Genomic DNA, 19639 nt, shown 5'->3' with positions numbered 1-19639 from the left:
AAACAGAGGCCTTTTGGGGCCTCTGTTTTTTTAAAATAACCGTTTCAAACTTTTCTTCAGTGACGGCATTTCAAATTTTTGGTTTTCGAAGAAGTTTTTCAGCATGTATTTGCTAAAGCCTTTCGCCTGCCCGTAGGTGATTTTGCCAGGAAGCGGCGGTTCGTTTCCAATCATGACATCCACAACGACCGGTTGGTCAGAGTGCAGCGCCTCATGGAAAGCCGGCGCAAGCTCTTCCGCTTTGGTCACTTTGATGCCCTTTGCTCCGCAGCTTTCTGCAAATGCGGCATAGTCGACATTTTGAAGTTTTGTGACATAGTCGATATTGCCTTTGACCTGCTGCTCGTATTCAATCATGCCGAGATTTTCGTTGTTTAAAATGACGACTGTGATCGGGAGCTTATATTTGACGGCGGTCGGGAGGTCCTGCATGACCATGGAAAATCCCCCGTCACCGCAGACGGCGATCGCCTGGCGTTCCGGTTCGGACAAGCTTGCTGCGATCGCTCCCGGCAGGCCGCAACCCATTGTCGCAAGCCAGCTGGAAACGATGAAATCCTGGTTCGCGTTCATTTTGAAATGACGCGCCATCCAGACTGTCACAGTGCCGACATCTACAGAGAGCACCGCATCATCGGCTGCCGCTTCCTGAAGACGTGCCACGACCTGCTGAGGTTTAAGCGGTGTTGTTGCCTCTGTCTCATCTTTTTCAATTTCGTTCCACCAATGCTGCATATGTTCTGTGCAGGCATTCAGGAATCTTCTATCTTCCTTGCGTTCAATATACTCTGTCAATTCGCGCAGGCCGAGAGCCGAATCGCAGACAAGGCCCGCTGTCACCGGATACCGTTTTCCGATTTTTGCCGGGTCTGAATCGAGCTGTATCGCCGGCGTGTCATCAGGCAAATAATCACGGTACGGGAAGGACGTTCCAAGCATGATTAATAAATCACATTCCTCCATTGCCTCATAAGCCGGCTTTGTTCCGATCTGCCCGAGGTTGCCGAGAAAATGCGGATGCTTATCGGGAACAACACCCTTTGCCGGGAGTGTAACAACGATCGGAGCGGCGGCTTTGTCCGCAAATTCTAAGAGCTCCCGTTTCGCCTTTTTCATTCCCTGCCCTGCCAGGATAATCGGCTTCTTAGCGTTATTAATATATTGGGCGCAGGTGACGAGCTGTTCTTTTTTCGGTTCAAGGTTCCCTTCAATATACACTGGTGAAGTATACACGGGCTCCCGTTTGATTTTCTCCGCAAACAAATCATCTGACACGCTCAATACCGCAACGCCTTTTTTGCTGTAGGCGGTCCTGATCGCCTGATTTAAGAGATCCGGAAGTGATTCTGCGCTATGTACCTCTCTGTTGAACACAGCCACGTCCTCAAACATTTGCTCCAGCTTAATCTCCTGGAAATAGTCCCGTCCGACTTCGCCAGAAGAAACCTGTCCTGCAATCGCCAGCACAGGGGCGCCGTCCGCTTTTGCATCATATAAACCATTTAATAAGTGCACCGCTCCCGGCCCTGCGATTGACAGACAGACTCCGATCTTGCCGGTGAGTTTTGCTTCAGCTGCGGCTGCCAGTGCCGCTACCTCTTCGTGGCGGGTTTGAATGAACTTCAGTTGATTTCTTTCGTGTCTTAATTCTTCAATAAACTCATTTATACTGTCTCCGGGGATGCCGTATACATGATCAACTCCCCATTGCTCAAGCAGCTCTGTCATTACTTGTCCTGCAGTTTTATGTGCCATAACGTATCCTCCTTTTTCCTTTTTTCAATACCACAGGAGAAAGGCTTTAAAACCCGGAGACCTGAATCGCTTGCCCAGTCTTCTTTTCAACAGGTCGATCGCCGCGAGCAACCCGCTATCCTTGACGGTGACATTTACATCTTGAGCGCCGTTTTTGAAATCATTGATCTGCCTTTTTCGGTTCGGCACCATAAAAAGTGGCAAACGCCCCGGAGAAACCCACTTTAATCCCGCTGTCTCTGTGCCGTTAGCCATTGCTTGTCCGCCTGTTATGCTTCCGAAAAACACATGCTGTTCATCTTGAAACTTTGGCCTTAGGTAAACACCTATTTTCGCAGAAAGCGCTGCATTGTATCCCGTTTCTTCCAATACCTCCCGCACTGCCGCTTCCTCAGCCGATTCCCCGGGATCAACCCTGCCGCCCGGCAAATCCCATAGAGGGACATCTTTTCGTTTCACCAGCAGAATTTGCTGACTTTCGTTCAATACGATCACAAAAGCACCTTGTGTATACACCGCCATACCTCCTTTTCTCGCAAAAAAGGACCAAGGTGATTCCCTTGGTCCTAGAGCTTTACTTTTTAAAATGATACGGCAGTGTGGCAACCATTATGTCCTTTTTCCAGAACAGCCGGACTCTGAGGAGGAAGGCCGATTGGTTGTGAAGGATGGTGTGCCAGCGTTTTTTCGTTATAAATTGCGGAAACAGCACCATAACGGAAAACTGCTCCTTCTTCGCTTTTGCCTCAACTGTTTCCAAAAACTTATCAAACGGATGGACAAGGCTTCTGTACGAGGAGTGAAGCGTAACGAGACGCACGCCGTTATTAAGCTCTTCCCAGCGTTTTTCGAATTTCTTTTCCTGTTCTCTGTCAAATGACACGTGAACGGCGATCACCTGATCGGACAGTGATTTCGCATAGTGAATCGATTTTTGCACGACGGTGGTGACACCAGCCACAGGCACAATCACAACGGTGCCTTTGATTTCTTCCGGCTCTTTGTCTACGATGCGAAGCTGTTCACCAACTGCTGTATAGTGATTTTTAATCGCAAAAAACAGCAAAACGACGATAGGCATAAAGATTAACACAGGCCATACGACATTAAACTTCGTCACAAACAGAATGGATAGAACCATAAATGAGATCAGAGCGCCACAGGAGTTGATCAGCATTTTTCCGATCCAGCCTTTTGGTTTTTGCTTGATCCATTTCATGCACATGCCGGTTTGTGAAAGCGTAAATGGAATAAATACGCCCACAGCATATAAAGGGATTAAGTGCTCCGTCTGTCCTCCGAATAAGATAATGAGAACAATGGACGCAAAGCCTAAAAAGATAATCCCATTTGAGAAGCCTAAGCGGTCGCCCCTGACTGTAAACATTCGCGGCATATACTGGTCTCTCGCCAGGTTGAAGGCAAGCTGCGGGAAGGCTGAAAATCCCGTATTTGCCGCAAGGACCAAAATAAGCGATGTGACACCTTGGATGACATAATAGAACACATTCCGCCCGAAGGTTTCGGCCGCAATTTGTGAAACCACTGTTTCATCAGGCTTCGGCGCCGTACCATATCCGTACGCGAGCACCGTGATGCCGGAAAACAGAATCGCCAGCAAAATCCCCATCATTGCAAGCGTTCTTGCCGCGTTTCGCGCAGGCGGGTTTTTGAATGCAGGAATCGCGTTAGAAATGGCCTCCACCCCGGTCAACGCTGAGCAGCCGGAGGAAAAAGCCTTAAGCAGCAAAAATAGCGTAATGCCGGCTACAGGTGTGCCGAGCGGTGTATGATGGGCTGGCTGGTCTATTTGTCCTGTCATGAGTTTAAACAACCCGACCGCAATGAGAACCAAAAGCGCCACCACAAACAGATAAACCGGGTAAGCAAGAATGGATGCCGATTCCGAAAGACCGCGCAGGTTCAAAATCATAATCACTAACACGAGAAAAATAGCGATCGGCACATGATAATCATGCAATGCAGGAAAGGCTGACGTGATGGCGTCCGTGCCTGCGGAAATACTTACCGCTACTGTTAAAATATAATCAACAAGCAATGAACCGCCCGCAATCAATCCCGGTTTTTCACCGAGATTTTCTTTAGAAACGATATACGCCCCGCCGCCCTGCGGATAAGCGTAAATAATTTGCCTGTATGAAAGTATCAGTGCGAGCAGCAAGATGAGAACGCCAACCGCAATCGGAATGGAGTACCAAAATGCGGCAGCACTGATTGTTGCCAAAATGATTAGAATTTGTTCTGTCCCATATGCGACAGATGACAGCGCATCTGAGGAAAGCATAGCCAAGGCTTTTAATTTCGTCAGTTTTTGCTCTCCAGCTGCTTGGGATTTTAGTGGTTTCCCAATCAAAAAACGTTTGATTGAATGATACATCGATGTCTTCCCCTTTTAATTTCTCATTTTTCAATTAAAACAATAAAACATCAGTGTCTTGCTCTCACATGTTGATGATAGTCCTTTCTGCTATGATGTCTCTGTATGCGATTTGCATTCAAAAATGAACAACAAAAAACACAGAGGCAAACGGATGCCCCTGTGCCATAACATCGAACACAGGTTTCATTCATCTCCTCTCACGAACGCTTACGAGGTTAGCTGACGGATTCGGGCATATGAGAGTTAGCCCTACCTAAAAAGGATTCACCCCAACGGCAAAAAGCCGTTCTATTGGGTCCCCCGCTCTGATTTCAGATTAAGCGATTTGTTTTCTAAAAGAGATCATACTCCCGTTCCCGCACGTTGTAAAGAGGCTTATTGGCTGAGAGAAAAAAATAAAATGACAGGTTCCACAAATGGAATTTACTTACCAAAAATAAAAAAACAGAGGCTAAAATCGCCTCTGTTTTATTCTGTATCTGTTTTTCTTTTTCTGCGTCTTACGGCAATCCAAATGAATACTGCCGCAATCACCATAATGAGTGCCAGCACACCAATATACATCCATTTCTGGCTATGATCCTGTGTTGGTTGTTCTGCATCGGAACTGTTTGTTTCCGATTTGAGCTGCTGGTGGTTTGTAAACACCTGCTGGCTGTTTATTTCATTAAGGACGGTTGCCGACTCATCGTTGCTGTTCAGATAACTGATGATCTCTTTTGTGACAGCCGTGCCATCTCCTTTTGACGGTGCAAAGACAGCCATTGTATAGCGCGAATCCCAAATCGATGCTTGGGTAAATACCACTTGTTTTGTTGTCTCATTCAGCATCTCGAAACCAGATACATCAAACGAGCCGTTCTTTTCCTGCGGCACAAGCAGATCTGATGATTTCTCCTTCAGAAGAGAAAATTGATTGATCCCTCCTATGAAAATGAGGTTTCGTCCTTTCGCATCCTTTGCTGTAACGTCAGATGATTTCTTTACCGTAAATGAATGCTGTGCTTCGCTGCCAAAGGATTCCGTCACGAGAGAAAGCTCCTCAAGCTTCGATTGGCTTACGGTGTCAGGAAGCACGATTAACGTTGTTTGATCCTGGTTTCCGGCGTAAGGCAGCGGCCACTCTTGAAAATCCGCTGACGGAGACATGCCTTTGATGGCGTATGATAATGTACTGTTTTTATCGATAAAAACCCACTTTTCTTCATCAGTGGTGTTGCAAGGGTTGTTTTCCTTTAAACCAGTCGTGACAAACTGAATATCAATGTAGCGGTTTTTTTGCAGCAGCTTAGGGTCCACTTTCACTGTGACATGATAGAATCCGTTTTTATCTTCTTTTCCTAATTCATCAAGCCGGACCGAGTGCGGCTGGCCATTGATCATCACTTTCAGTTCTGCAGCCTGAGAGGCTGACTCGTTTTCAGCCGTTGAGGCTTGAATCGTTTCAGATTTTTTCAGTTTAAGCGACAGCTTCGCCGATTGGTTTTCATCTAAAACAGCCGAAGCCGGATAAAAATAATGTGCTGAAGATGTTTTGTCGGCTCCAATTGTGATATCGCCCGCTCCAAAATTCTCAAGGGTCAGCTTATCGCTTTCTTTTTTTTCAGTCTGCTGAAGCTTGCTGATTGAAAGTGTATCGCCGCTGAGCTGGCCTGTATATGTCTGATCTGTCATCACGCTGATTTTTTTAGTGAGCGTATCCTCGGACGCCGCTTGCGCAAACAGAACCGGCTGCTGTTTGCCCTCTGCTTTCAGCACCCGCTCCGCAAGCAGAAGGTTTTCTCCTTTTGCCTGTAGCCCGGCTTGTTTCAACAGTTTTTTCACTTTGCCGTTCCAATGCTTGTCCACACCGATAACAATCGTCGGCTTATCGATTTTTTTCAGTTCAGATTCCGTGACATACGCAATACTGACACTGCTGTCCACCGTTTTCAAATAGCCTTCTGTTTTAACAGCAGCTTCTATTTCTGCTGAACTTGGGTCATCCGGAATGACGATGGCTGTTTCTTCCGCTGTATTTCCAGATTGGGCGAAAGGATACGGATAATGGTCCAGCGACGTTCCCTTCGCTTCACTGCTGTCAGCAAGTGTCAGCCGGCTGTCCGGATAAATTTTGATCCAGTTGCCTGACGTATCCTGTCTGACGCACACGCCCTCTTTCATTACGCCGTAGAATTTCAGCGATACGTTGTGATAGCCTTGCGCAGACTGGCTTTTATTCAGATTCAGCTTCACTGTTTTCCGCTTGGAATCACCATCAAGCTTTAACGTCTTGACCGGTTCATCATCAATGACAGCCGTTAACGATGATGGAGAAATTAAAAGATTTGATGCCTCGTATTCGATTACCAATTGCTGATTGCCCGAAGAGGCGCCTGCCGGGATCTGATACGTCAGCTCTGCGCTGTCTTTTGATCCATACAGTGTAATCAGCTCGCTTGTCAGCACCTGCTGTTTGGCTTGTTCTTGGCTGCTTTTCCCGAGGAGCGAACCGCTGACCTGTACGTCTTTGGCAAGAGCCGTTTGTCCAGTCATCGCCAGCAGCATGAAGCTTGTGAGAAAAATCATTATTTGTTTCAAAAAGGTCACCCGCTTTTATGTTGATTGTATCGTTCTGTCTTGTACCATTTGACCTCTTGCTTGAATAAACGGTGCTTGATTTCTACGAATAAAGAGTAGATAACAAGCACAATCCATGCCTGCGAGTATGTGAAGTACATGAGAAATACGATAAAAAAGTTTTGCTTGTTCATTTCTGTTTTTTCAATGCTCAACGTAATCATGACCTCTGTCATAAATAAGAAAAACGCCAAAATCCAGAGAATCATTGCCAAAAATCCAACCGATAAATGCAAATCATAAAACAAATTCACTACAAAAATCGCATTTGACATGATCACGCCAAAGAAAAACAGGAAGTACGTAAAGAAAAAATAAAACAAATCAAAGATAATCCGTTTTCTTTTCAGCTTAAAAAACTGCGCCAAAAATTTGAGCACGACATATTGATTGCCGCGCGCCCATCGGGTGCGCTGGCGCCACCATACCTTCCATGTTTCCGGTTCCTGCTCCCACGTGATGGCGGCAGGGAAAAAGCGGATGTGATAGCCAAGATTATACACCCGGATGGTCAGCTCAGTGTCCTCAGCAAGCGCTTTGTCATCCCAGCCTCCGAGCTTTTCGATAATGCTTCTGCGGATCGCGAAGTTGGTGCCTGGGATCGTGGCGATTTTGAACCATTTCCATCTGCCTCCCTGGGCCATCCATTGAAAACAGATCGTTTCAATATTAATAAACCTCGTTAGCAGTGTCTTCGCTGCATTGATGACGCGGAATTTCCCTACCACGGCGCCTGCCTTTTCGTCATTCATCAGGCCGAGCACGAGGTAATACACGGCCATTTTCTCAGGCGTGTTGTCGGCGTCATACACACAGATCACATCGCCGTTTGATTCGGCAAAACCCGAGTTAAGTGCAGAGGATTTTCCTTTTCCTGCATTTGGCGGCTTCGTAATCACCATTTTGATGAAATCGTATTTCTCGGAAAATTCATTGACGATATCACCCGTCCGGTCTGATGAATTATCATTAACAACGATAATCTCCAGCCGGTCCTTCGGATAATAAAGGTTGACCATGGCCTTCAGCGTCTGCCGAATCACAACCTCTTCGTTATGCGCCGGGATGAGGACGCTGACCTTCGGCAGTTCCTTCATGTTTTCTCTCCACTTCGGGATATTCCGTTCGAAGGTCATATAGTGGCGAAACCCGCCCTGCATGAGGAACATGTGGTAGAGAAGCATAACCCATATTAAACTTAGCGAGATAAAGAACAGCGTATTACCCAAGGCTTCTTCTCTCCTTAAAAATTCGTTTTTTCAATGTGGCTCTCAAGTAAAACGTATAACTGACAAACATGATGACAAATAAGAGCACAACAGCGGAGAGAATCCATAACGCCTTTTCAAGAGGGGTTTGCCGGTGATGATCGAAAAACTCGTCAATGGCGCTTACACCGTTTTTCACCTGAATCGTTCCGTCACCGCTTGTATGAATTTCCACTTTGTCTGTTTTGACGGTTTGTTTCGTTTTCTTTAAATCAAGCCATTCACTGTCTGGAATGCGTTCCATCTGTTCAACCAGCTCCGGCAGATATTTCATCCCAAGGTACGGGTGATAAAATCCTCCGGCTACTCCGCCTTCAAAATCAATCATCTGGGAGATGTGCTCCTCCATCTCACCGAGCGGGTTTTGCTTTGATGTGTCGACAAAGCCGATCGTTTCCGGATAAAGCGTCATTCCGTGCAACATCGAAGGAGCAGTCACAAACGGAGGTGCACCGGATGTTTTCCATGTTGTGCTGCTGAGCTGGACCTGGCCGAAAATGCTTGTAAAATACTGCGAGGCGATTTGATAGCCATAATCGGACATCGTGTAATGCGGCGCTTCAAACGCCAGCGGGTAAAGACCCGACGATGTCAAATCCTCAATGGCACGCGTCAGTTTTTGTTTTGTATACGTTTCTTCCTTTTCCCGAAATGGTTCGAGATAGCTGTGATAGGCTTGTTCGTTCGGGAAGTCCTGTTCTTTCTCCAAAATGGACGGGGGGTCTTCGGCATTTCCGGATGTAATCGGCTGATCCGCCTTTGCATCCCAAAATTCAAAGCCCTCTCCTGTTTCACTGTAGCGATAAGCGTGAGTATAGCCGTGAACAATGATACTGCCGCCCATGCTTTGCAGCTTTTTCAGCACCTTGACCATCTTCGGTTGATCAGACAAATACACTTTGTCGCCTGTTTCCGGATTCAAATAAACCGGAATGACCGCCAGGATAAAAGGAATATGCCGCTTATGCAGGTATGTACCGGCTTGAAGCAGCAATTTTTCATCAGACATCGGGCTGATATCCTCGAGACGCAAATACAATAACGTCGTCCCCGCCTTCTCTCCGAAAGCTTCTCTGAGCTGTTTCGCCACGATCAAATTGTCATTTAACAAATTTGTTAATCCAATGTACACATTCCCTTTTTTTGTTTTCCATATAAAAGAATGCGTTGTGCCGTCATCGGCTTTGAAGGTGTAAAGCGCCGTTCCTTTCAGGCCTGATACACTCAACACGTTAAGCCCGCTTTCCAGAGACACATCGGCCTTTTCCGACCTGCTGTGAACCTGAAACACATTTTCTTTGCGGGCTAATGAAAGCCCGGAAAATTGGCTGATTTGGCCTGCGTTATAGCCAATGGCGACAACCGGTTTTTTTACGCCGCTGATAAGAGACAGCAATTTTTTGCTGAGCTTTCTTTTCGTTTGGCCGTAATAAATCACATGGTCTTTCCCTTTGAAATCCGACGCTTCAACGTCTGAATCTTTTTTGACTGTCACATGGGATGTAAAGTGGCCCGCAAGCAAATCGAGCATTTTGACTTGTGACGACTCTTTGCCATCCAAGGTTGAATAGATGATGAGAATGCCGGCATCCTGATCTTTCGCTTGCGCAGAAACGGGAAAAGACGCAATAGCTAAAAATAGAAACATCATGACGCATAGTAATGTGATTCCTTTATAGTTCATTCATCATCATCTCGTTTTCCAGTTCTTCTAAAAATTGATCAGCTGTTTTGATATCGTTGCGGTAGGGCAAATAGCAAACGTGGAACGTAAGCGACACATACTTTCCATTTTCCAGCTGATATGTATCCAATTGTTTCTTCAGCTTGGTCAGAACGGCTGGAATATGTTCAGCAGGCGTGTGCGTCAGCACGATCCCGATACGCTCGTCAGAGGGACGGAATTTCTTATCCGTTTCCCGAACACTTGTCCTGATTTGCTGGCCGACATATTGGAAGAGGCGGTCCGTTTCTTTTTCACCGTACAAAGACTTAAACTCTTTGAAATAATGCATATGGAGCAGCAAAAACACAAAAGAATTGCCATAGCGCTCCGCCCGCTTGATTTCTTCTGAAAGTTCCAGCTTCATCCTTTGCTTGTTATCAAAACCGGTCACTCTGTCAACAGCAACATAGCTTTTAATTTCGGATTGAAGCCGTGTAATCGAGCGCCGAAGCTCTGCTGTAATATCGTGGATTCTTCCAGAAATAAAAGAAAACAGCAAAAGCGCGATTCCCCACACGACAAGCATTCGCAGCCCTTCCTCAGCCGGAAAGAGCGATGTCTGTCCAGTCTGGAAAAACATCATTAAGGTGCCGAGAACAAAGAGTACGATTAAGGTCACTGCCAGCGCGTAAATCGGGCCGAACCAGATGCCTGCGGCGATGACGACAAATGTGATGCAAAGGATCAGAGCACCTTCTGATTGCTGGGCTGGCACATAATAAATAAACAAAGACAGGGCCGCGATGAGCCCTGAAAAATAAGCAAATAATTTTTGTGATTCACTGAATGATATTTTCATTAAAAAGCTTCCTTTCGGCTAACAGCGGCAGCAGATTGTCAAATGAATGCGTCTGAGTGCCGCTCATATAGCCTCCATAATACGATTTCACCGGATCGTGAATTTCAAAGTCATTCATTCTGTCATATATAGCTTTGATGACAGAACTGTTTTCATGCTGTTTTGTCAAAAACAATACGGCTAATGCATATACGGATGGAGACTCATATTGGACGGCAGGCTCCTTCGTATCTGCCGAATACCGCCCGTACAGCTTTCCGTTTTTCTGAAATTCCTGCTTGATCCAGTCCGCTAAAACAGATGCTTTTTCATCCCCTTCCGGCAAATGCCAAGCAGCGTAAAGCTGATCAATCAGGTTGATTTCACTATCATATGTGTATTCCTTCGTCTCCGAGCTGTATGTCTTCGGCAGAAAGCCATTTTTTAAAGGAGCTGAATAGAGAACATTGGCATTCCGCTGTTCTGTTTCTTCGTCTATGATTCCATTCTTCTTTAAGACAGCTAAAGCATCAGGCATGACGTATGAAATTGTCACATCCTTTGAAGCGGCCTGTGAGTCGTAAAAGTCTGTAAAAAACCCGTTGTTCATATTGTATGTCTTCAAAGACGTGCCGATATCCCTAGCCGTTTGCGCGTAGTCGCTGCGGCCCCATTTTGCGGCGGCTTGATCAAGAGACAGCATAATTCTCATATCATCTATCAGCGCATTTGTCCCGCTCGCTTGGCCATTTTGAATCTTCCACGTCACCAAGTGATTGCTCATCAGAAATGAATCAGTCAGATGCTGATATTGATCCTGGAAATGCGGTGCGTCATTTTTGCTGAGCAGAAACTCCATCCACAGTCCGAGAGATTCCGACAAGTAAGAAGGCTGGTCTGAAAAATCGGTTTTGATCAGCCCTTTGTCATTCATTAAATTGTGATAGATGAAATATTCCGCCAGCTGGAGCGGGCTGGCATTCACTTCTGTCGCCGACTGATTTTGGGTCTTGTTTCCAGCTTCAGCACACCCTGCGGAAAGTCCGATAGATAAGAAGAATAAGATGACAGCAATTAGTACATGCCTCACAGGAAAATCCCCCTTTGTCGCCTGAAGCAAATCAGACGCTCACAAATAGTTATAGACGAAAATATGACTGCCATGTTACAAAGTACATTTACTATAAAAGAAAAAAATGCAGATTGCTAGCTTTTTTTCCCCTTTTTGAACATTAAGAAAACAGGACCTAAGTCCAATAAAAAAACCTGTGCGATAGGCACAGGTTTTTTTATTATTTATCCAAACCAAGTTTTTTCAGCTGTTCTGCCAGCGCGTTGTTAATCGGCTCATCTTTATTTTGTTTTTTCATATAAGAGGATACGTCCCGTTTGGTAGCACGCGCTTTGTCTTTGTTTTTTCGTTTTTCAAATACAGAGAGCTTTTCACGGTGACCGCACACACACGCAAAGGTTTGGCCCTCGCCTTGGCCGCGAAGCTCCATTCGTTTATGGCAGTTCGGGCAGCGTGCGTTTGTTTTTCGGGCAATCGTTTTTCTGCTTCCGCATTCACGATCTTGGCACACGAGCATCGTCCCGCGTTTGCCGTTTACTTTCAGCATCATTTTGCCGCATTCCGGACATGCCGTTCCCGTGATGTTGTCATGTCGGAAGGTTTGGCTGCTGTTTTTGATTTCTTTTACCGTTTGGTGAGCGTAAGCCTTCATATCTTTAATAAAAACAGCCGATTTCAATTTGCCGGCCGCGATCGCAGACAGCTTTTGCTCCCATTCTGCTGTTAAGGCCGGTGATTTCAGATCCTCCGGAACAAGCTGCAGGAGCTGTTTTCCTTTAGACGTGATAAAAATATCTTGGCCTTTTTTCTCGATTAAAAAGCTGTTGAACAGTTTTTCAATAATGTCGGCACGCGTTGCCACCGTGCCGAGGCCGCCTGTTTCTCCAAGCGTTTTGACGAGGTCTTTTTCTTCTCCCTGCATAAATGCGCTTGGGTTTTCCATCGCTGACAGCAAGGTCCCTTCGTTAAAGCGGGCAGGCGGCTTCGTTTGGCCGCTTGTTTCCGTTAACGTGCGGACGGCAAGTGTGTCGCCTTTTTGAAGCGCAGGAAGGGTCTGGTCTCTGTCATCCTCCTGCTCATCATCCTCATCCGCCATATCATAAACGGCTTTCCACCCTTGCGACTGCACGGTTTTGCCTTTCGCCGTAAAGGTTTCTCCGCCGATTTCTGCGATGACCTTTGTTTCCTCATATTCGAATGCAGGCATTAATACAGCCAGGAAACGTTTCGCAATCAGGTCATACAGCTTTCGTTCTTTATCACTCAGACTGCTGAGAACGAGCGGCTCTTCGGTCGGGATAATCGCGTGGTGGTCTGACACCTTCGCGTCATTGACATATCCTTTATGAGATTTAATGCCGCGTTTTTTAATTTGACTGACATATTGGGCATACGGTTTTACTTCCATGCCTTCCAGACGGTCTTTTAACGTCGGGACGATGTCACTGGATAAAAATCTAGAGTCCGTCCGCGGATATGTGACGAGCTTATGCTGCTCATATAGCTTCTGCAGGACAGAAAGCGTTTCTTTGGCAGAAAAACCGAAGCGCTTGTGAGCGTCACGCTGGAGCTCCGTTAAATCATAAAGCGCAGGCGCAAAGCTTTTTTTCGCTGTTTTTTTCAGCTCAGCTACGACCGCTTGCTTTCCGTCGAGGTTTTTTAGCAAACGGCTTGTTACATCTTGATTGAACGTTCTCGTCTGCTTTGATTTCTTATCCTGCCACGTCAGCGTCATGCCGTCGACTGCAGCACGTATGCCGTAATACGGAACGGGTGTAAACGCCTGAATGTCTGCCTCACGCTTTGCAATCATGGCAAGCGTCGGAGTCTGCACACGCCCGCATGAGAGCTGGGCATTGAATTTTGTGGTAAGTGCACGGGTGGCGTTGATCCCCACAATCCAATCCGCTTCCGCTCTGGCGACGGCAGAATGGTACAGGTTTTCATATTCTTTGCCGCTGCGCAGCTTCTGAAAACCTTCCTTGATCGCTTTATCCGTCACAGATGAAATCCACAGCCGCTTGATTGGTTTTCGGACATTCGCTTTCTCAATGATCCAGCGCGCAACAAGCTCACCTTCCCGGCCTGCGTCAGTCGCGATGACAATCTGATTGACGTCTTTACGGGTAAGCTGGGATTTGACTGCATTGAACTGCTTTCCGGTTTTTTTTATTACCACAAGCTTTAAGGGTTCTGGGATAATCGGCAGATCCTCTAGGCGCCATGATTGAAATTCTTTTCCGTAGCCTTCTGGATCAGCAAGCGTCACCAAATGGCCTAAAGCCCAGGTCACAATATATTGATCGCCTTCGAGATAACCGTTTCCTTTTTTATGGCACTTCAGCACCCGGGCTAAATCCCGGCCGACTGAAGGTTTTTCAGCTAATACAACTGTTTTTGACATGCTTGATCACTTCTCTTTCTTTCGCGCTCATCCTGTTATTATAACAGACTTCACGCGGCACTCTCTAACCGCGCCCGTTTTTCGTGTCAATTTCTGAGAAAATGACGTGAGTGACGGTTTGCGCGTAGGGCGATGTTTTGTTAATGAAATCTTCTACCGCTTCGAGGCTTTCGGCATTGATTTTCAGCATATAGCAGGCTGCACCCGCAATCCGGTAGCAAAATTCAATATTCGGCAATGTTTGAATATAGCTTTTGAACCGCTCGTAATCCGCGTTTTTAACGGTTGCTTCTACAATGCAGGAAACGGGAAGCCCCAGTTTTTTCTGGTCGACCTCCAGCGTGTATTGCTTGATGATGCCAAACGATTCAAGCTGCCTTACCCGTTCTGTCACAGATGGAGGCGACAGCTTAATTTTTCTGCCTAATTCCCTCATCGACAAACGGCTGTCCTTCTTCAGCTCCTCAATGATATTCAGATCAATCTGGTCAAGTTTCATTTCAACATCCTTCTTTTTTGATTTTGTACACATTATCTCGGGTATTTTTGTAAATGACAAGTACAGTTCCCTAGAAAAGGCATGTAAAAATGAATGTTTTCCGAACATTTTTTGAAAGCTGTCATATGCCCCTCCGGATTGTTTATAGTATAAAATGAAAACGTGTCCACAAGGAGGGCGATTTATGCTGCACACGCCGATTGGAAGACTTCGCACGATGGGTTTTATTGAAGGAATGTCACTCTTAATCCTGTTGTTCATCGCTATGCCGCTTAAATATTGGGCAGGCCTTCCGCTTGCGGTGACAATTGTCGGTTCGGTTCACGGCGGGTTGTTCATTTTGTATTTGCTTGTCTTGGCTTATGCAACCTTCTCTGTCAAATGGCCGCTGAAATGGTCAGCTGCCGGCTTCATCGCCGCTTTCGTCCCATTCGGAAATTTTTTGTACGACCGCGGATTAAGGAAATATAAATAAGGGAACGCAAAAAAAAGGCTGGATTTTTATGATCCAGCCTTTTTTATTAAAACCACTTTGTCAGCCACGCGATATAGTAGGCCCCCGGAATAAACATGAGCTGGGCGAGGAGTGTGCCCGCCACCCTTGATGTGACCATTGTGACAGAGGTCCATTTTAAATAGAGATAGCTTCGTTTTCCTTTTGCCACATCATCAGCTAGAACGGATACTTTAGGATCAACAAAAATGGCCAGCAGCATCGTCGCAATTCCGTTGATCAAACCCGAAGCCATGACGGCTGTCGTACTGCGCTCCGGCGCCAGAAGGCCTGCGTATAAAGCCGAAAGCACGCCAATCGTATAAATCGATGTGATCAGCATGTTGATGACAAACAAACGCTTCGGAATCAAGCGCATATGAAATCCTTTTACATATGAAATAGACGGCAGACGCAAATAGGAAAGGGCATTTTTGAATCCTTGTTTCGAGAATCCCTTTCGGAAAACTTGAAAAACGGAGCCGCCGCCGCCCGCCAAGTGAATAATCGCCCGTGAAAAAAGAGCGACAAAAGACGGGAGCAGGATAATGCCCAAAATGGTGCCGACTGTCGATCCGAAAATTAAAAAGCGGAACTGCTCCCCTACAATCGCCAGTGCGTTTTTTCCAGCATCATCAATTAAATGCCCGGTAAAGGGCTGCTGCACCATGTTCGACATTCTGGATACGATGACCATGACATTAAACAGAGAAAGCGCGGACGCAATAAATCCAACGCGGGCCCCGGAAAGCCTTGTAGCATAGGCTAAGGTTTCTATCGAGTGAATCAGCAATAAAAAACAAAAAATAAAAAGTACTTGTGTTGTAATGACATGCACGTTATTCTTCCTCCAATTTCATCCTAGAGATAAGACTGGAAAGAAGACAAGGAGGTTTCAGTACGATGTGTTTTTTGCAATAAAAAAACCGTCCGGCGTACGCCGGGCGGTTTGTCTTATTCTTTTCTATACGCAAATAAAGATTATATCATCCGCCAATTCAGGCGGGTTAGATTCATAAAGCATTGTTCCGAAGAATCATTCTGGAAAGTAAACACCATGGAAATTTCTTGAACACAAGACAACGAAAGCCCTACCTCTCAATCGTCACTGCGGCTCCGAAGCCGCGCCGGTGTGAATTGTAAAACAAAAAAGTCTTTTTTCCATCTCATCGTTAGGGGCGATTTGTTATGAAGGAAAAGAATAAGGGCAGCTAATTATGCTGCTTGGGAAGCGGTAAGCTTCTCTCTCAAAACAGAAAAAAGAAGTTTACTTTCTTTTTTATTTGCTTATTTTTCTTACTAGCTATTCATAATAACATATCGCCCCTGAAAACACAAATTTTTTATAGTTCGAGTGAGACCGGTGTTTTCTCCCCGGCATTCATTAATCTGATATCCTCCGGTTCAATTTCAAGAATCACCAGATTCGGATCATCCTTGCCGTCAAACCAGCGCTCTAATTTGGAACTCCATATTTTGTCCTTGAGTTCTGCCGAATTGTTGATTTTGGCTTTTCCGGCAACTTCGACATATGCGTCGCCAAAGCCTTCACAATCATAGCCTAATAAAATGTGGACATTGGGGTTGTTCTCAATTTCTTCCGCTTTATGAGTTTCCTTGCTTGTCGGTGTGTAAATCGTCAGCCCGTCATGGAAAAAAGTCATGTAGCGGGAATGCGGTTTGCCCTTTTGAACGGTTGCGAGCGAACCTACTTTATGGTGATCTAGAACATCAAGCACTTTTTGTTTAATGTCTTGCTGATTCATCTCGAATCACTCCTTTTTAACGTCTCCGCTGTTACTTTTCCACATCCGGGGAAGATTTAAACAAGAAAGTGTGCTCTTTATTTTTCGCTTTCCCATTCACGCTTTAACAGACTGTAGTAGACGAGGTCGTGATGCCTGCCGTTTACGTATAAGCCATCCCGTGCCCTTCCTTCCTCTAGAAACCCGAGCCGCTCCGGAATCGCTCTGCTTTTTTTGTTTCCGACTGACGCACAGATTGCCACACGATTCAGCCCAAGCTCTTCAAAAGCATACGTAACGAGTTTTCGGCAGGCAGCTGTAATAATGCCTTTCCCTTCAAATTCTTTGGCAATCCAATATCCGATTTCCGCCTTTTGATTCACTTGATCAAGGTTATGCAGCCCGATCATGCCGCATAGGCTGCCATCATAAAGGAGCCCCGCTTCGATGCCGTTCAGGTCTGCATACTGATACCGCCATTCTGGAATGATGGTTTCTCTGTACGTGTCAGCGCTGCTTGGATCTACCGCCCAAAACAGCCACTGGCTGAGCCGCTGCTGATTTTGGATAATGAGTTCGGCCAGCCGCTCCGCATCATTCGGCTCCAATAATCGGATGGTGATGTGCTCATTTACCTTGCAAGTGAACATTGCCTCGCCCTCTTTCCTTTTTTACCCATTATAGCGATGATTCTGTTTTTTTCAATACAAAAAAAGGATGGGCTGTTTAAGCCCATCCTTATATTCTTGGATCGGTAAAGATATCATGTTTATCCGTGCTCGTCGATGACATTTCCGTCACGACAGCACCTTCTTCCCCGGCCTGGAACCAATGCTTTGTGTTTGGTGGAATCGTGTATTGCCCGCCAGGTTCTAGCTCAATTTCGTGCCAGACCGTATAGTGTTCTCTGTCTTCCTGAGGAGGGAGAACTTTTGGAAGCGGCGTTTTTTCTCCTTCTACGTAAAGATACACTTTTCCGTAGCGGCAGCGGAAGGTCTCCTGCTTACCTTCCTGGCCGTCGACCGGCGGATGGCGGTGTTCCGGGCAAGTCTGTCCCGGAAACAGCACCAATTCCTTTGAGCAATAACGGTCTGTATTGACGTAGACGAAGAGCTGGAGCCCGACTTTTCTTTCTTTTCCTAAGCCGTAATCCATCAGCTGGATTTGGTCTACTTCCTCGTCCGTTAATACAATCCCTGCTTTTTGATAGTAGCTGTTCACTTCTTCTTTCGTGATGCCCATATGTCTCACTCCCTCTTATGTCGTCACAAAGTTTCCGCCGTTGACATGCAGGGTCTGTCCTGTCATGTAAGAGGACTCATCTGATGCAAGGAGCACATAACAGCCGACGTGCTCAACAGGCTGTCCAGGACGGCCCATCGGCGTATCTTGCCCAAATTGAGCAACTGTTTCTTCAGGGAACGTAGCTGGGATTAGTGGCGTCCAGATTGGACCCGGCGCGACTGCATTTACACGGATGCCGTCTTTAACAAGCGCCTGCGCCATTGTTCTTGTAAAGGCGTTGATCGCCCCTTTTGTCGCTGTATAATCAATCAGTGTCGGGTTCCCTACGTACGGATTGATGGATGTCGTATTGATGATGGCGCTGCCCGGTTTCAGGTAATCAATTGCTTTTTTAGTCAAATAAAATTGAGAATAAAAGTTTGTTTTGAATGTGCGGTGAAGCTGTTCGCTCGTAATCTCTTTGATGCTTTCCTTCGGATGCTGCTCACCTGCATTGTTGACAAGGATATCAAGGCCGCCTAGTTCCTTGACCGTTTTTTCAACCGCTTCATTGCAGAATTCCTCTTCACCTACGTCACCAGCAATCAGCAGGCATTTTACGCCTTCTTGTTCAACACGTTTCTTCGTCTCCTCAGCGTCTTCATGCTCATCCTTATACACAATGGCGATGTCTGCGCCTTCCTTTGCGTAAGCGACGGAAACCGCGCGTCCGATCCCGCTGTCGCCGCCTGTAATAAGAGCTACTTTTCCTTTTAATTTGTCTGCTCCTTTATAATCCTCGTACTCATACACCGGACTTGGATTCATTTCGCTTTCAATTCCCGGCTGGCGACTTTGAGTTTGTGCCGGCAGTTCTTTTGGATAATTTGCCATGATTCTCCTCCTTTGTTTTCATGTCTATTTGTTGTGTACCTCACACACTCTTTGGATAAACATGGCTTGGCACCTTCGCATTGCTTTATCAGAAAAATGTTTCACATGGAACGCTGGGAGGAAATAACTCAAAAAGGGGGTTGGTTGCTGAATGATTAACATGCTTTCTAAAAGATTCAGCAGGCCAAAGGGCGTCATCGGCATGATTGCCGGGTACATCATGGCTGCTGAAAATCAAACACTGAATCAATGGACAATCGATCAGCTGGGTATCACGCGCGGGGACAGCATTTTAGAAGTCGGGTTTGGCCCGGGATACTGCATGCAGCAGATGCTGAAACGCGAGAAGGATGTTCATCTTCATGGGATTGATGTGTCAGAGGCGATGCTGAAGCTGGCCGCCCGCAGAGTGAAATCAAAGAGTGTGCGCCTGATACAAGGAAGCGTTGAGACATTTCCTCTCCCCGCCTCGCTTTATGATAAAGTGATTTCCGTTAACAACTACACCATTTGGAATGACCAAACAAAAGGCATGAAACAGATTTATCGGGCATTAAAGCCAGGCGGCAAAGCAGCCATTACGATGCAGCCGCGGGAAGCAGATGCCAGTCCTGAGAAAACCAAATCATTTGGAAGACAGATGATTGCTGACTTCAAAGCAGCCGGCTTCGAAGACATTGATATACAATTTAAGAACATTAAGCCTGAGCTTTCCGTCTGTGCAACTGCAAAGAAGCCCGCCACATAAAGTGGCGGGCTTC

17 protein-coding genes and 1 riboswitch are annotated in these 19639 nt (G+C 46.2%); of the genes, 2 read left to right on the top strand and 15 right to left on the bottom strand.

What is annotated here, in order from left to right; translation table 11 throughout:
• Positions 1 to 30 precede the first annotated feature (30 nt).
• The 10 genes from NYE56_RS01935 to lrpC all read right to left on the bottom strand — a co-directional run bounded on the left by NYE56_RS01935 (position 31) and on the right by lrpC (position 14522).
• Positions 31 to 1755: a pyruvate oxidase gene (locus NYE56_RS01935; RefSeq protein WP_021481718.1), complete on the bottom strand. Its 1725-nt coding sequence runs from the start codon at positions 1753 to 1755 to the stop codon at positions 31 to 33.
• Between the two features lie 24 nt (positions 1756 to 1779).
• Positions 1780 to 2271: an 8-oxo-dGTP diphosphatase MutT gene (mutT, locus tag NYE56_RS01930; protein ID WP_341283389.1), complete on the bottom strand. Its 492-nt coding sequence runs from the start codon at positions 2269 to 2271 to the stop codon at positions 1780 to 1782.
• A gap of 58 nt (positions 2272 to 2329) precedes the next feature.
• Positions 2330 to 4153, bottom strand: a complete 1824-nt coding sequence (gene kimA / locus NYE56_RS01925; RefSeq protein WP_341283388.1) for a potassium transporter KimA — start codon at positions 4151 to 4153, stop codon at positions 2330 to 2332.
• A gap of 192 nt (positions 4154 to 4345) precedes the next feature.
• A riboswitch (cyclic di-AMP (ydaO/yuaA leader) is annotated at positions 4346 to 4489 on the bottom strand.
• A gap of 135 nt (positions 4490 to 4624) precedes the next feature.
• Positions 4625 to 6736, bottom strand: coding sequence for a cellulose biosynthesis cyclic di-GMP-binding regulatory protein BcsB (locus NYE56_RS01920; RefSeq protein ID WP_341283387.1), 2112 nt, complete (start codon positions 6734 to 6736; stop codon positions 4625 to 4627).
• A gap of 5 nt (positions 6737 to 6741) precedes the next feature.
• Positions 6742 to 8004 (bottom strand): glycosyltransferase family 2 protein, encoded by a 1263-nt coding sequence (locus NYE56_RS01915; RefSeq protein WP_003246697.1) that lies wholly within the window; start codon positions 8002 to 8004, stop codon positions 6742 to 6744.
• On the bottom strand, positions 7997 to 9727 hold the full coding sequence (locus NYE56_RS01910; protein WP_341283386.1) for a DUF2334 domain-containing protein: 1731 nt from the start codon (positions 9725 to 9727) through the stop codon (positions 7997 to 7999). Before NYE56_RS01910 ends, NYE56_RS01915 begins: the two co-directional genes overlap by 8 nt.
• Positions 9717 to 10568 carry a cyclic-di-GMP receptor EpsK gene (gene epsK / locus NYE56_RS01905; RefSeq protein ID WP_268554621.1) on the bottom strand — a complete coding sequence of 284 codons (852 nt, stop codon included), beginning with the start codon at positions 10566 to 10568 and terminating at the stop codon, positions 9717 to 9719. Before epsK ends, NYE56_RS01910 begins: the two co-directional genes overlap by 11 nt.
• On the bottom strand, positions 10549 to 11637 hold the full coding sequence (locus NYE56_RS01900) for a lipoprotein YdaJ (RefSeq protein ID WP_341283385.1): 1089 nt from the start codon (positions 11635 to 11637) through the stop codon (positions 10549 to 10551). Before NYE56_RS01900 ends, epsK begins: the two co-directional genes overlap by 20 nt.
• 202 nt (positions 11638 to 11839) lie before the next feature.
• Positions 11840 to 14023: a DNA topoisomerase III gene (locus tag NYE56_RS01895; RefSeq protein ID WP_123372822.1), complete on the bottom strand. Its 2184-nt coding sequence runs from the start codon at positions 14021 to 14023 to the stop codon at positions 11840 to 11842.
• A 64-nt stretch (positions 14024 to 14087) separates the two neighbouring features.
• Entirely contained in the window at positions 14088 to 14522 is a 435-nt protein-coding gene (gene lrpC, locus NYE56_RS01890) for a transcriptional regulator LrpC (protein WP_003246585.1), read from the bottom strand.
• A 184-nt stretch (positions 14523 to 14706) separates the two neighbouring features.
• On the opposite strand from lrpC, the gene NYE56_RS01885 reads away from it, so the two are divergent.
• The gene (locus NYE56_RS01885; RefSeq protein ID WP_014475846.1) at positions 14707 to 14997 is read left to right on the top strand and encodes a DUF3817 domain-containing protein; all 291 of its coding nucleotides are present in this window, start codon (positions 14707 to 14709) and stop codon (positions 14995 to 14997) included.
• Between the two features lie 46 nt (positions 14998 to 15043).
• Here the strand turns inward: NYE56_RS01885 and amj are convergent, their stop codons facing one another.
• The 5 genes from amj to NYE56_RS01860 form a co-directional block, all read right to left on the bottom strand.
• Positions 15044 to 15853 (bottom strand): lipid II flippase Amj, encoded by an 810-nt coding sequence (amj, locus tag NYE56_RS01880; RefSeq protein ID WP_015715258.1) that lies wholly within the window; start codon positions 15851 to 15853, stop codon positions 15044 to 15046.
• 505 nt (positions 15854 to 16358) lie between these two features.
• Positions 16359 to 16781, bottom strand: coding sequence for a pyridoxamine 5'-phosphate oxidase family protein (locus NYE56_RS01875; protein WP_003234396.1), 423 nt, complete (start codon positions 16779 to 16781; stop codon positions 16359 to 16361).
• A 77-nt stretch (positions 16782 to 16858) separates the two neighbouring features.
• Positions 16859 to 17410 (bottom strand): GNAT family N-acetyltransferase, encoded by a 552-nt coding sequence (locus tag NYE56_RS01870; RefSeq protein ID WP_335451434.1) that lies wholly within the window; start codon positions 17408 to 17410, stop codon positions 16859 to 16861.
• An 88-nt stretch (positions 17411 to 17498) separates the two neighbouring features.
• Positions 17499 to 18002: a D-lyxose ketol-isomerase gene (gene lyxE, locus NYE56_RS01865; protein WP_003234400.1), complete on the bottom strand. Its 504-nt coding sequence runs from the start codon at positions 18000 to 18002 to the stop codon at positions 17499 to 17501.
• 15 nt (positions 18003 to 18017) lie between these two features.
• Entirely contained in the window at positions 18018 to 18878 is an 861-nt protein-coding gene (locus NYE56_RS01860) for an SDR family oxidoreductase (protein ID WP_042977133.1), read from the bottom strand.
• Positions 18879 to 19029: 151 nt separating this feature from the next.
• Between NYE56_RS01860 and NYE56_RS01855 the strand changes: the two genes are divergently transcribed.
• Complete coding sequence (locus NYE56_RS01855) at positions 19030 to 19626, top strand: class I SAM-dependent methyltransferase (RefSeq protein ID WP_341283384.1); 597 nt, start codon at positions 19030 to 19032, stop codon at positions 19624 to 19626.
• Positions 19627 to 19639: the final 13 nt, after the last annotated feature.

This window comes from Bacillus sp. FSL R5-0603, from assembly GCF_038050295.1.
GTDB classification, from domain to species: Bacteria; Bacillota; Bacilli; order Bacillales; family Bacillaceae; genus Bacillus; species Bacillus subtilis.
The sequence above is the reverse complement of the archived record's forward strand: the minus strand, read 5'-3'. Positions and strand labels throughout refer to the sequence as shown.